At 71.1% G+C, this 13,146-nt stretch carries 10 protein-coding genes; 7 read left to right on the top strand and 3 right to left on the bottom strand.

Going from position 1 to position 13,146, the window contains the following annotated elements:
* The first annotated feature begins 4 nt into the window (after positions 1-4).
* The 4 genes from QNI14_RS10540 (at position 5) to QNI14_RS10555 (ending at position 7,720) form a co-directional block, all read left to right on the top strand.
* Positions 5-982, top strand: a complete 978-nt coding sequence (locus QNI14_RS10540) for a DUF2510 domain-containing protein (RefSeq protein ID WP_283716546.1) — start codon at positions 5-7, stop codon at positions 980-982.
* 140 nt (positions 983-1,122) lie between these two features.
* Positions 1,123-2,313, top strand: a complete 1,191-nt coding sequence (locus QNI14_RS10545) for a glycosyltransferase (protein WP_283716547.1) — start codon at positions 1,123-1,125, stop codon at positions 2,311-2,313.
* Between the two features lie 131 nt (positions 2,314-2,444).
* Positions 2,445-6,365: a Pls/PosA family non-ribosomal peptide synthetase gene (locus QNI14_RS10550; protein ID WP_430539276.1), complete on the top strand. Its 3,921-nt coding sequence runs from the start codon at positions 2,445-2,447 to the stop codon at positions 6,363-6,365.
* Positions 6,362-7,720 (top strand): M1 family metallopeptidase, encoded by a 1,359-nt coding sequence (locus QNI14_RS10555; RefSeq protein WP_283716549.1) that lies wholly within the window; start codon positions 6,362-6,364, stop codon positions 7,718-7,720. The genes QNI14_RS10550 and QNI14_RS10555 overlap by 4 nt, the downstream gene beginning before the upstream one ends.
* Here the strand turns inward: QNI14_RS10555 and QNI14_RS10560 are convergent.
* A complete protein-coding gene (locus QNI14_RS10560; protein ID WP_283716550.1) occupies positions 7,680-8,219 on the bottom strand; it encodes a 4'-phosphopantetheinyl transferase family protein in 540 nt (179 codons plus the stop codon). The genes QNI14_RS10555 and QNI14_RS10560 overlap by 41 nt on opposite strands.
* Before the next feature lie 96 nt (positions 8,220-8,315).
* Between QNI14_RS10560 and QNI14_RS10565 the strand changes: the two genes are divergently transcribed.
* Positions 8,316-9,824 carry a SulP family inorganic anion transporter gene (locus tag QNI14_RS10565; protein ID WP_283716551.1) on the top strand — a complete coding sequence of 503 codons (1,509 nt, stop codon included), beginning with the start codon at positions 8,316-8,318 and terminating at the stop codon, positions 9,822-9,824.
* A gap of 1 nt (position 9,825) precedes the next feature.
* On the opposite strand, the gene QNI14_RS10570 is transcribed toward QNI14_RS10565, so the two are convergent.
* Complete coding sequence (locus tag QNI14_RS10570; RefSeq protein ID WP_283716552.1) at positions 9,826-10,101, bottom strand: hypothetical protein; 276 nt, start codon at positions 10,099-10,101, stop codon at positions 9,826-9,828.
* Positions 10,102-10,145: 44 nt separating this feature from the next.
* Positions 10,146-10,808, bottom strand: coding sequence for a TetR/AcrR family transcriptional regulator (locus QNI14_RS10575; RefSeq protein WP_283716553.1), 663 nt, complete (start codon positions 10,806-10,808; stop codon positions 10,146-10,148).
* Positions 10,809-10,932: 124 nt separating this feature from the next.
* Here QNI14_RS10575 and QNI14_RS10580 point away from each other — a divergent pair, with 124 nt between their 5' ends.
* Together QNI14_RS10580 and QNI14_RS10585 are read left to right on the top strand one after the other, a co-directional pair.
* On the top strand, positions 10,933-12,213 hold the full coding sequence (locus QNI14_RS10580) for an extracellular solute-binding protein (RefSeq protein WP_283716744.1): 1,281 nt from the start codon (positions 10,933-10,935) through the stop codon (positions 12,211-12,213).
* A gap of 5 nt (positions 12,214-12,218) precedes the next feature.
* Positions 12,219-13,145, top strand: coding sequence for a carbohydrate ABC transporter permease (locus QNI14_RS10585; protein ID WP_430539268.1), 927 nt, complete (start codon positions 12,219-12,221; stop codon positions 13,143-13,145).
* Position 13,146: the final 1 nt, after the last annotated feature.

Genomic DNA, 13,146 nt, shown 5'->3' on the forward strand with positions numbered 1-13,146 from the left:
CCCGGTGAGCCGCGGCGCGCCGGCGGGCTGGTACCCCGATCCGGGCGAGCCCGGGCAGAAGCGCTGGTGGGACGGCTCCGGGTGGTCGGACGAGGTCGTCGCGCCGTTCGAGACGATCCCCGAGGTGCCGGCGGACGAGGCTGAAACGGATGCCGCACCGCTGCCCCCAGCCGAAGCCGAGCCGGTCGCGCCCGAACGAGCGCCGGCGACCCCGGCTGCCGTCCGACCGCAGCCTGCCGCTGCCGCGGAGCCCGCGCCGACCGCTGCGGCGCAGCCTGCGCCGACCGCTGTGGCGCAGCCCGCGCCCATGCCCGAGCCCGTCGTCGCGACGCCCGCCGGTGGTCCGGCCGTCTTCGAGAGCCGGACCGTCGCACCTCCTGCCGCCGGCGTCCGTGCGCAGCGCGGACACCACGCCGCGCACGGGCGGCGTCCCGTGCACCGGCCGGCGCCGGCCCAGCCCGCCGTCGACGACCCGCCCGCGCCGGCCACGGAAACGCCGGCGCGCGCCCCGCGACCGGGCACCGTCTGGGTGTGGCTCGCCATCGCGGCATCGGTCTTCCCGTTCGTCTCGCCCTTCGTCGTCGACACCGTGACCGGCGCACGTCTCATCGGCTACTTCGTGCTGCCGCCCGGCTACGACCCCGGTGCGACCGGCTGGGTGCTCGCCGGGCTCGTGTTGCTGAGCTTCGTGAACGGCCTTGCGCTCGCGGCATCCGTCCTCTTCGCCTGGCTCGACGCACGGGCACTCCAGCGGCGCGGCGTGGAGCGTCCGTTCGGGTGGGGCTGGGCCGTGCTCGTGTTCGTCGCGACGCTGGCGGTCTACGTCACCGGGCGGACGGTCGTCGTGCGACGGCGGACGGGCCGCGGCGCGGCGCCGTTCTGGGTGTGGCTGTGCGCGATGGTCGTCGGGCTCACCGCCTTCACGCTGTGGCTGGCGTCGTTCGTCGACACCCTCTGGGCGCTGGTGGCGACCACCGCCTGAGCCGCCGCCGGCGCATGTTTCGGGCAGCCGGCGATCCTTCACACGATGGTCATCTCGGGTTCATCCGGGCGAGCCGCCGCACCCTGAGCATGGGACGAATCGCGTCTTGCGACGATCCCGAACCGCTCGAGAGGTGTCCGATGACCCGACCCGTCCGCGTGCTCTCGCTCTACGAAGGCCTCTTCGCCGGGGGCGCCCGTGTGCTCCACACGAACGTCGTGACCGCGCTGCACCGCGGCGGGACGCAGGAGCACCGCGTGCTCTCGATCGCGTCGCAGGCGGCGCGCGAGGGGACCGTGCAGCGGATGGAGGACGACCTCCGCCATCGCTGGCTCACCGACGCCGGCGTCGCGGTCTGGACGCTCGGTCGGACCGCCGGGAGCGTGCCGCCCGCGCCCGAGGACTTCAGCGACGCCGAGCTCGAGCGTGCGGCGGAGCTGGTCGCCGATGCGGACGTGATCCTCACGCTCAAGGAGCAACCGCTCGGACTCCTGCTCGCCCTCGAACGCCGGGGGTGGCTGTCGGATGCCGCGATCGCGGCGTGCCTGCACCGGTCCGACCCGACCCACTCGGGCCCCGCGATGCGGTGGATCTCGGAGCTCGCGGCATCCGGTCGACTGACCTCGACCATCTCGTGCGCCCACTCCACGAGCGATGCGTACGCTCGCTTCACCGGACCCGCCACGAGCCGCATCGTGATCCCGAACGGCGTCGATACGCGTCGGTTCCGCCCGGACGGCATCGACCGGGCGCGCATGCGTGAGGAGCTGGGCCTCGGCCCGGGGACGCCGGTGGTCTTGTTCGCGGCGCGGTTCGACGCCATGAAGGACCCCGAACTGTTCCTCGGCTCGGTCGCGGCGCATGCGGCACGGGATGGGAACGCGCAGTACCTGCTGTGCGGTGCCGGGATGACGCCCGAGAATCCCGCCCTCGTCGAGGCGATGGCGCGGGCCGGCGTGCCGGCCGAGCGGATGCGACTGCTCGGCATCCGCGACGACATGCCGTCGGTCTATCGCACGGCCGACGTGGTGGCGCTCACCAGCGCGTTCGGCGAGGCGTCGCCGCTCTGCCTCATCGAAGGCGCGGCGAGCGGCGCGATCCCGGTGACGACCCCGGTCGGCGATGCGGCGCGGAACATCCGCGGCTTCGGCGTCGTGACGCCGCGCGATCCGGCGGCCATCGCGGCCGCGTGGGCGAAGGTGATCTCGCGCCGCGACGTGCACCGCGCCGCGGCGCTCGCCGCCCGCCCCCGGTTGAGCGACGAGCGCATGCTGCATGCGTACCGGTTCGCGATCGAGGGTCTCGCCGGCGTCGCCGAGGTCGCCGCCTGACGCCGCGTTCGCCGAGCGTTTCCGTCGACCCGATACCCTAAGCGCCCGAACCACCGGGGCGCCCGCGCGACGCGAGCGCCCGACCGGCCGTCCGCGTGCATCGCGGACGGCGCGAACGAAACGAGAACACCCTGTCCGCTGCGCACTCCGGCTACGACCGTACGGGCGAGGTCACGCCTCCCCGCACCCTCATCGATGTGCTCCGGGAGACCGCCCGGCGGCATCCCGAGGCGTCGGCCATCGAGGACCCCGACGGCGCGCTGAGCTATGCGGAGCTCCTCGCCCGCGTCGGACGCGGCGCCGCGCGTCTCGCCGAGCAGGGCGTGGTCCGCGGTGACCGTGTCGGCATCCGGATGCCGTCGGGCAGGCGTGAGCTGTACGTCGCGATCCTCTCCGTGCTCGCCGCCGGCGCCGCCTACGTCCCGGTAGACGCCGACGATCCGCAGGAGCGCGCCGACCTGGTGTTCGGTGAGGCGGGCGTGCGCGGAGTGATCGGTGCGGGTGGCGTGTTCGCGGCATCCGAGTCGGGAACCGGTGCGCCGTTGCTCGGCGACGATCCGCACCCGGCGACGGCGCCGATCGCACTGCCCGGTGAGCCGACGGTCGACGACGACGCGTGGATCATCTTCACCTCCGGGTCGACGGGTGTGCCGAAGGGCGTTGCCGTCTCGCACCGATCCGCCGCGGCGTTCGTCGATGCCGAGGCGCGGCTGTTCCTGCAGGATGCGCCGCTCGGGCCGGGCGACCGCGTGCTCGCGGGGCTCTCGGTCGCGTTCGACGCCTCGTGCGAGGAGATGTGGCTCGCGTGGCGTCACGGCGCGTGTCTGGTGCCGGCGCCGCGATCGCTCGTGCGCTCGGGGGAGGACCTGGGCCCCTGGCTCGTCGGGCACGGCATCACCGTCGTCTCGACGGTGCCGACGCTCGCGGCGCTGTGGCCGCAGGACACCGTCGAGAACGTCCGGCTGCTGATCTTCGGCGGCGAGGCGTGCCCGCCCGAGCTCGTGGCCCGCCTCGTCGGCGAGGGACGTGAGGTGTGGAACACGTACGGTCCGACCGAGGCGACGGTCGTCGCGTGCGCCGCGCTCATGGGCGGCGAGGGGCCGGTGCGTATCGGCCTGCCGCTCGACGGCTGGGCGCTCGCCGTCGTGGACGGCGAAGGGCAGCCCGTCGGTGAGGGCGAGATCGGCGAGCTGATCATCGGCGGCGTCGGACTCGCCCGGTACCTGGATCCGGCGAAGGATGCCGAGAAGTACGCACCCATGTCGACGCTCGGGTGGGAGCGTGCGTACCGTTCCGGCGACATGGTGCGCGCCGACGCCGAGGGCCTCGTCTTCCAGGGACGCGTGGACGACCAGGTGAAGATCGGCGGGCGACGGATCGAACTCGGCGAGGTCGAGGCGGCGCTCCAGGATCTCGACGACATCGCGGGTGCGACCGTCGTCGTCCAGAAGACCGAGTCCGGCGTATCGGTGCTCGTGGGATACCTCGTGCCGCGCGAGGGCTTCGATCGTGCCGCCGCTCGCGCGCAGCTCGCCGAGGCGCTGCCGGCGCCGCTCATCCCGATGCTCGCCGAGGTCGACGACCTCCCCGTGCGGACGTCGGGCAAGGTCGACAAGGCCGCGCTCCCGTGGCCGCTCGAAGACACCGGCGCGGCCGATTCGACGCTCTCGGGCACGGCCGCGTGGCTCGCGGAGCAGTGGTTCGCGGTACTGGGCTCCCGACCCGACGACGAGGACGCCGACTTCTTCCAGCTGGGTGGGGGGTCGCTCGCTGCGGCGCAGCTCGTCTCGCGCATCCGCGCGAAGGCGCCCGAGTTCACGATGGCCGACGTCTACGACCTGCCGCGCCTCGGTCGCATGGCGGGTGCGGTCGACGAGGCCGTCGACGATGCGGCCGAGCGCGACTACTCCTCGGCCACGCCGACGCCGCGGCGGATGCAGTGGCTGCAGACGCTGCTTGGCATCCCGCTGTTCATCGTGAGCGGCGCGCGCTGGATCACGTGGCTGCTCACTGCGAGCCTGCTGTTGCAGCTCGGCGACGGGTTCGACTTCCTGCCCGATCCGCCGGTCGCGCTGGTGGTCGCCGCGCTCCTCCTGTTCGCGACGCCGTTCGGTCGTATGGCGATCGCCGCGATTGCCGCGCGGATGCTGCTCGCCGGCGTCCGGCCGGGCGACTACAGTCGCGGCGGGGGCGTCCACCTGCGGCTGTGGCTGGCTGAGCAGCTGTCGCAGCAGATCGACCCGATCGGCCTCTCCGGGGCGCCGTGGGTCGTGCTCTACGCCCGCGCGCTCGGGGCTCGGATCGGGCGCGGCGTCGACCTGCACTCGCTCCCGCCGGTGACTGGGATGCTGCACATCGGCGAGGGCGCCGCCATCGAGCCCGAGGTCGACCTCGCCGGCTACTGGATCGACGGTGACACGGTCCGCGTCGGCCCGATCCGCATCGGCGCCGGCGCGACGGTCGGCGCGCGCAGCACCCTCGCCCCGGGCACGAAGATCGGCCGCGGCGCCGAGGTCTCGCCCGGCTCGGCCGTATTCGGCCGCGTGCGCGCCCGACAACGGTGGGCCGGCTCGCCCGCCGTCCGCGTCGGCGGCACCTCGTCGCCGTTCGCACCCCACCGCCCGCCCGCGGGTCGACGCTGGCTGTGGGCCTACGGCGGGTCGTCGGCGCTGCTCGGCCTCCTCCCGTTCGCCGCGTTCGCAGCCGGCGCCGCGGTGGCCGCGAACGGCATCCGCGGGGCCGAGTCGCTCGGCGAGGCGCTCATGGGCGTCGTCGCGTGGCTCGTGCCGGGCGTGCTCGTGGCAGGCGTGGTGTTCGCGGCGGCGGTGCTGGTGTTCGTCCGGCTACTGTCGATCGGGCTCGTCGAAGGCGTGCATCCGGTGCGCGGCCGCGTCGCGTGGCAGGCCTGGACGACCGAGCGCCTGCTCGACTCGGCACGGACGGTGCTCTTCCCGATCTACTCGAGCCTGTTCACGCCCATCTGGCTGCGGCTGCTGGGTGCGAAGGTGGGCCGCGAGGTCGAGGCATCCACCGTCCTCCTCATCCCCTCGATGACGACGATCGACGACGGTGCGTTCCTCGCCGACGACACGATGGTCGCCACCTACGAGCTCAGCGGCGGGTGGATGCGCCTCGGCCCCGCCCGCATCGGCAAGCGCGCGTTCCTCGGCAACTCGGGCCTCGCCGCGGCGGGCCACCGTGTGCCGAAGGACGGGCTCATCGCCGTGCTGTCGGTCGCGCCCGAGAAGGCGAAGCCGGGGTCGTCGTGGCTCGGCTCACCCGCCGTGCGGTTGCGCCGCGTCGTCAACGACGCCGACCTCGAACGCACGTATCGCCCTGCACCGCGACTGCGCGTCGCCCGCGCCCTGTGGGAGCTCACCCGCATCGTGCCCGTCATCGTCACCTGCGCGATCGGGCTGGGCGTATTGTTCACGCTCGCATGGCTCGTGGATGCCGCGAACCTGTGGGTGGCGACGCTGCTCTCGGGCGCCGTGCTGCTCGTCGCCGGCGCCGTCGCCGCGGGCATCACGACGGTCGCGAAGTGGACGCTCGTCGGTCCGATCCGGCCGGGAGAGCACCCGCTGTGGTCGAGTTTCGTCTGGCGGACCGAGACCGCCGACACGTTCACCGAGATGGTCGCGGCGCCCTGGTTCGCGAACCACGCCGCGGGGACGCCGGCGCTCGCCGTCTGGCTCCGCACCCTCGGCGCGAAGATCGGGCGGGGCGTCTGGACCGACAGCTACTGGTTCCCCGAACCCGACCTCGTCACCCTCGGTGACGGCGCGACGGTCAACCGCGGATGTGTGGTTCAGACGCATCTGTTCCATGATCGAGTGATGAGTACCGACACCGTGACCCTCGAATCCGGTGCGACCCTCGGGCCGCACTCGGTCGTGCTCCCCGCCGCGACGATCGCCGGGGACGCGACCGTGGGGCCCGCGTCGCTCGTGATGCGCGGTGAGACGGTGCCCGCAGGCAGCCGCTGGAGCGGCAACCCGATCGGCCCGTGGCGCGCGGTGAAGGTGCGGGCGTACGCGGACGTCGACGGATGACCGTCGACGCGTACACCCCGCAGAGCGGCGACGCCTCGTATCGGGCCGTCCACTACGACCTCGACCTCGACTACAAGCTTGCGACGAATCGCTTGGAGGCGACCGCGATCGTCGACGTGCGCGCGAGCACCGAGACGTCGTCGATGTCGTTCGACCTCGTCGGGCTCCGCGTCACGAAGGTGCGGGTGGCGCACGACGCACAGGCGAAGTTCCGACAGACCGATCGCAAGGTGAAGGTCACGTTCTCGGCGCCGGTCGCCGCGGACGAGGCGGTCCGTCTCGAGTTCGTCTACGCCGGCGCGCCGAAGCCGCGCCGCACGCGGTGGGGGCTCCTCGGCTGGGAGGAGCTCGAGGACGGGCTGATCGTCGCGTCGCAGCCCACCGGTGCGCCGACCTGGTTCCCGTGCAACGACCTGCCTGCCGACAAGGCGACCTACGACATTCGCGTGGCGACAGACCCCGGCTACACCGTCGCGACCGCCGTGTCGGGCGAGCAGCGGCGCGCCGGGCGCAAGACGGCGTGGACATTCCGGATCGAGGCGCCGACCCCGACGTACCTCGTGACCCTGCAGATCGGTCCCTACGCCGAGGAGCGGCGGACCCTCGGTGACGTGCCGGCGCGTGTCCTGTTCCCCGCGGCCATCCGTGACCGGGTGCGGGCCGACTTCGCCGGGCTCGAGCAGATGATGCGCACCTTCACCAACGCGTTCGGGCCGTACCCGTTCCCCGAGTACACGATCGTCGTCACCCCAGATGAACTCGAGATCCCGCTCGAAGCGCAGGGCATGGCGATCTTCGGCGCCAATCACATCGACGGCGTCGGCGGGCTCGAACGGCTCGTCGCCCACGAGCTCGCGCACCAGTGGTTCGGCAACAGCGTCGGCGTCGCCAGCTGGCAGCACATCTGGCTCAACGAGGGATTCGCCTGCTACGCGGAGTGGCTGTGGGCCGAGGCATCCGGTGGTCCGACTGCGCACCAGAAGGCGCTCGCACACCACGCGCACCTGCGCACGCAACCGCAGGACCTCGTGGTCGGTGATCCCGGTGCCGACCTCATGTTCGATGACCGCGTCTACAAGCGCGGCGCTCTCACGCTTCACGCCCTGCGGCTGACGGTCGGCGACGAGACGTTTTTCGCCGTGCTCCGCGATTGGGTGCGCTCCTTCGCGTATCGGTCCGCGACGACGGAGGACTTCACTGCGCTCGCTCAGCAGCACGCCGACGTGCGGTTGCAGGGCCTGTTCGCGGCGTGGCTCGGCGCGGCGGCACTGCCCGACCTGCCGGCATCCGATCTTTCGGGCGAACCCGCGACGATCACGGCGTCGATCGGCCGCCGCGATCGATGGCAAGGCTGACGACGACGTTCTCGATCGCCTCCACGTCGAAGAGTTCGACGATCGGGCCGTCCGGCACGGTCGCGGTCATGCCGTCCAGTCGCACCTCGCGCGGTTCGACCCGGAGCCCTCGGCCGTCGGCCTTCAGCGTGGCTTCGATGCGCGTCCATTCGCGGAGGGTGGGCGGATGCCGCGGTGCGAACAGCCCCGCGAGGTCCGGCATCTGGCGGTCGGGTCCCGCCTCGGCATCTACGCCGATCGCGCGCACGGTCGATGCGGGTGCCGCCGCAACGACGGCGAGGTCGGCTGCGTAGGCGACCGAGACGACGTGCGCACCATCGGCGGTGCGGGGGCGGCCGTGGTCGGACGAGCCGCAGTGATCGCAGCGGGTGACGACGGTGGCATCCGCTGCGCCGAGGGCTTCCAGCACCTCGTTGAGGAGCGCGCGGGAGGTTGCCCGGCGGTCGCCGTCGACCTCGCACCACGCGAGCGCGGCGGGGCCGAGGCGGAGGATCGTCACCGCCTCACGGTAGCGCCCGGCGGTAGGATCGAGCGTTCTTTCCGCGCAGTGCTGCGCCGTCCGCGAGCCGCCGCTCGCACCACCGACAGGAGCAGCATGACCGCTGTGACCCACGCCCGCGATGACGCGTCGCGCTACCGCATCGAACCGACGGTGCTGCAGGCGCTGCGGAGTCCCAGGCTGCTGACGCGCGAGGTGCTCGCCGGGCTCGTCGTCGCGATCGCGCTCATCCCCGAGGCGATCGCGTTCTCGATCATCGCGGGCGTCGATCCGCGGCTCGGGTTGTTCGCGTCGTTCATCATGGCCGTCGCGATCGCGTTCCTCGGTGGCCGGCCCGCGATGATCACGGCCGCGACCGGCGCCGTCGCGCTCGTGATCGCTCCGGTCGCCCGCGAGTACGGGATCGACTACTTCATCGCGACGGTGATCCTCGCGGGCATCCTGCAGGTGCTGTTCGCGGTGCTCGGGGTCGCGAAGCTCATGCGGTTCATCCCGCGGAGCGTCATGGTCGGCTTCGTGAACGCGCTCGCGATCCTCGTGTTCATGGCGCAGATGCCGCACCTCATCGGCGTGCCATGGGCGGTGTACCCGCTGACCGCGGCGGGGCTGCTCATCCTCTTCCTGCTGCCGCGCGTCACGAAGGCGGTGCCGGCGCCGCTCGTGACCATCGTCGTGGTGACGGCGGCGGCGCTCGTGATCGGCGTGAACGTGCCGACCGTCGGTGACCAGGGCGCGCTGCCCGAGAGCCTGCCGTCGCTGTTCATCCCGCAGGTGCCGCTGACCGGCGAGACGCTCGCGATCATTTTCCCGTACGCGATGGCGATGGCCGTGGTCGGTCTGCTGGAATCGCTGATGACCGCGAAGCTCGTCGACGACATCACCGACACGCACTCGAACAAGACACGCGAGGCGTGGGGACAGGGTGCCGCGAACATGCTGTCGGGCTTCTTCGGCGGCATGGGTGGCTGCGCGATGATCGGCCAGACGATGATCAACGTGAAGGCGTCGGGCGCACGGACCCGTATCTCGACGTTCCTCTCGGGCGTCTTCCTGCTGGTCCTCGTGCTCGTGCTCGGCGACGTCGTCGCAGTGATCCCGATGGCGGCGCTCGTCGCCGTCATGATCGTCGTGTGCATCGCGACGTTCGACTGGCACAGTGTGCGGCTTTCGACGCTGCGACGGATGCCGCGCAGCGAGACCCTCGTCATGGTGCTGACCGTCGTCGCGACGGTGTGGTCGCACAACCTCGCGGTGGGTGTCGGGGTCGGCGTGGTCGCCGCCATGGTGCTATTCGCGCGGCGCGTGGCGCACTTCACGAGTGTGACGCGACGGGTCGAGGGTGAGACCGTGCACTACGCGGTGGACGGCGAGCTGTTCTTCGCGTCGAGTAACGACCTGACGACGCAATTCTCGTACAGCAAGGACCCCGCCGATGTCGTCATCGACCTGTCGCGCTCGCACGTCTGGGACGCGTCGAGCGTCGCGGCGCTCGATGCGATCTCGGCGAAGTACGCGGCGCAGGGCGCCCGCGTGACCTTCACCGGGATGAACGACGCGACGGCGGGCTTCCACGGCCGGCTGACCGGTGGCCTCGGCGGGGAGTAGGTCAGGCGGTACGGAGCGGCTTCTGGCGGTGCGCGCGCACTGCGCGAGTGATGCCCGTCCAGGCGCACACGAGCGAGGTCGCGACGAGCGCGGCAGCGACCACGGTTGACGCGACGAGGACGACGCCACCCGCGGGAGCCTCGGCGTAGACGAACGTGTCGTGCGCGGCATCCCAGACGAGGCGTTCCACGCCGTACGCCGTGCCGATCGTGAACATCACCATTGCGAGGGTGGCGGCACCGACCGCGCCCGCCCCCCAGACGGTCGCTCGTGTCATGCCGCGAGCATAGGGGTGCAGGGTGAACGGCGGATGCGCTGCGATCAACGATCAGGTGTCGCGTCGCGGCGGGGGATCTCGAGCAGGTGGAGGAAGTCCTCGAACAGGCCCTCCATGTCGACCGCGTCGGGGTCGAGGAGCCACTGCAGCTGCAGGCCGTCCATCATGGCGGTGACGAGTTGGCCGACCCGCTCGGGGTCGAGGTCGGTGCGCAACTGCCCTTCCTGCTGGAGGCGTGTGAACGACTCGTCATCCTGGTGCCGGATCTGGCGGTAGCGCTCGCGGAACGATTCGTGGGCCGGATGCTGCGGGTCGGTCGCTTCGGCCGAGAGCACGACGTGCAGCGCGACGAGCCCGGGGGAGTGGCTGTTGCGGGCGACTTGGTCGCGCATCGTGTCGACGAAGGTCGCACCGGCTGCTTCGTCGGCTTCGCGCCGGACACGGTCCATCTCGTCGCGGGCCTCGATGGTCGCAGCCAGCAGGCCGACTTTCGATCCGAAGTGGTGGAGGAGACCGGCATCGGAGATCCCGACTCGACGCGCGATCTCGCGGAGTGACGTGCCGCGGTAGCCCTGTTCGCCGAAGACCTCGACGGCCGTCTCGACGATGCGCGTGCGCCGCTTGTCGCCGCGCACTTTCCGCAGGTCGGCGCGACCGGTACGGGTGAGGTCGGGGTCCGTCGGAGCGGACTGGGCATCGGTGCTCATGCGCTGCTCTCTTGCGAGGGGTCGTGCGGACAGTTTATGCTCAACAAACTAAGCGAGCAGTTGCTAAGTTACTTTTCCCGCTCAACTGCTCCGCGTCAAGACTCAATGAGGAGGAATCGTGAAGATGCATGGTCGTGCACTCGCGTTCGGTGCAATCGGACTGGTGGGCTTGCTCGCCCTGGCTGGCTGCGGCCGCGCCGAGACCGGGCCCGACACGGAAGGCCCCGAGGCGGCCACCGTCGACGACTCGCCCGCGACGGGCGAGATCGAGGTCTGGGCGATGGGCGAAGAGGGCGAGAACCTCGCCGATTTCGCCGACGCGTTCGTCGAGGAGAACCCCGACGCCAGCGTGACGGTGACCTCGATCCCGTGGACCGACGTCATGACGAAGTACCAGACCGCCGTCGCCGCCGGCACCGTGCCCGACGCGATCATGATCGGTTCTTCGTTGCTGCCGTCGATGGTCGCCGCAGGTGGACTCGCCGTCGTGCCGGATGACCTCGTCGACACCGACTCGTTCAACGAGACTGCACTCGAGTCGACCGAGGTCGAGGGCGTCGGCTACGCCGTGCCCTGGTACGTCGAGACGCGCGTCATGTACTACCGCACCGACCTCGCCGAGGAGGCGGGCGTCGAGGCGCCGACCACGTGGGACGAGCTCACCGAGTTCGCCACCGCGATGACCGAGAACGGCGCCGACTACGGCCTGCAGCTGCCGATGGGCGACGCCGAGGACTCGACCCAGCTGATCCTCCCGTTCTACGCACAGGCCGGCGGCGACGTGCTGAACGACGCCGGTGACGCGTACGCGTGGGATGAGGCGGCGCTGACCGAGGCGCTCGAGTACTACGCCTCGTTCTTCCTCGACGGCCTCGCCCCGACGTCTGGCTATGGCGACGAGCAGACCGCCGCATTCGCGAACGGCTCAAACCCGGCGTTCGTGTCCGGCCCGTGGATGGTCGGCGTGCTCGGCGACCAGGAGTCGCCCGAGTGGGTTGACGAGAACGTCGGCACCGCGCCGGTTCCCGCCGGCGCCGACAACAACGACTCGTACCTCGGTGGTGGCCACCTCGGTGTGTTCGAGGGTGCCGAGAACGCCGACGGTGCGTGGAAGCTGATCCGCTGGCTGTCCGAGGCTGAGACCCAGCAGGCATGGTTCGAGACCGTGAACGCGCTGCCCGCAGTGACCTCGGCGCTGGATGCCGAGCCGTTCACCTCCGACCCCCGTCTGTCGGTCCTCAACGAGCAGCTCGAGAACACCGTGGCGCCCCCGTCGGTGCCGAGCTGGAACGAGATGTCGGCGTTCATCGAGACCGAGGCCGAGAAGGTCGCGAACGGCAGCGACGCCGCCGAGTCGGCATCCGCGATCATCGCGAAGGCTGAGTCGCTCGGCACGGGCTGGTAAGCACCATGGCGCTCGCTACGACGAGCGCGGCTGGGCGGCGAGGAGGATTCGCCGCCCAGCGGCGCCGTACGGCGGTGGTGGCGTGGCTGTTCGCGCTGCCGTTCCTCGCGATCTTCGCGGTCTTCATGCTCGGGCCGCTCGTCGGCTCGTTCGCGATGTCGTTCTCCGACCTGACGGTTCGCGACCTGCGCTCGCCGTTCAACGTGAATGTCGTCGGGTTCGAGAACTTCGTCACGCTGTTCCAGGACGAGCTGTTCGTGAAGTCGATCGTGAACACGTTCTACTTCGTGGGCGTCGGCATCCCGCTGACGATGGCGCTCGGTCTGCTGCTGGCGGTCGCGCTGAACTCGGGGATCGAGAAGTTCCGAAGCGTCTTCCGGGTCGGTTTCTACACGCCGGTGGTGACGTCGATCGTGGCCGTCGCCGTCGTGTGGAAGTTCATCCTGCAGGACTCCGGACTCGTGAACACCGTGCTCGCCTGGGTCGGCATCAACGGCCCGGACTGGTTGAACGACCCGTTCTGGGCGATGCCTTCGATCATCGTGATGGGTGCCTGGCGCAACATGGGCACGCTGATGATCATCTTCCTCGCAGGTCTCCAGGCGATCCCGCGGGACGTCTACGAGGCCGCCGAGGTCGACGGCGCGAGCGCGTGGCGCCGGTTCACGAGCATGACGCTGCCGCTCATGCGCCCGACGCTGCTGCTCGGTGCGGTGCTGCTGTCGGTCGGCTTCCTGCAGGTGTTCGAAGAGCCGTTCGTGATGACGCAGGGCGGCCCGCTCAACTCGACGCTGACCATCAGCTACTACGTCTACAACCAGTTCGGCTACGGCGACTACTCGGTCGCCTCGGCCGCCGCCTACGTGCTGTTCGCGTTCATCGCGGCGCTGTCGGCGGTGCAGTTCCGGCTGCTGCGTTCGAAGGACAACTGAC

The organism is Microbacterium dauci, from assembly GCF_030065535.1.
GTDB classification, from domain to species: Bacteria; Actinomycetota; Actinomycetes; order Actinomycetales; family Microbacteriaceae; genus Microbacterium; species Microbacterium dauci.

Bases quoted from the DNA above. Each gene is read 5' to 3' on its own strand.
- QNI14_RS10555 (WP_283716549.1), top strand. From the start codon at position 6,362: ATGACCGTCGACGCGTACACCCCGCAGAGCGGCGACGCCTCGTATCGG.
- QNI14_RS10580 (WP_283716744.1), top strand. From the start codon at position 10,933: ATGCATGGTCGTGCACTCGCGTTCGGTGCAATCGGACTGGTGGGCTTG.
- QNI14_RS10575 (WP_283716553.1), bottom strand. From the start codon at position 10,808: ATGAGCACCGATGCCCAGTCCGCTCCGACGGACCCCGACCTCACCCGT.
- QNI14_RS10570 (WP_283716552.1), bottom strand. From the start codon at position 10,101: ATGACACGAGCGACCGTCTGGGGGGCGGGCGCGGTCGGTGCCGCCACC.
- QNI14_RS10585 (WP_430539268.1), top strand. From the start codon at position 12,219: ATGGCGCTCGCTACGACGAGCGCGGCTGGGCGGCGAGGAGGATTCGCC.
- QNI14_RS10565 (WP_283716551.1), top strand. From the start codon at position 8,316: ATGACCGCTGTGACCCACGCCCGCGATGACGCGTCGCGCTACCGCATC.
- QNI14_RS10545 (WP_283716547.1), top strand. From the start codon at position 1,123: ATGACCCGACCCGTCCGCGTGCTCTCGCTCTACGAAGGCCTCTTCGCC.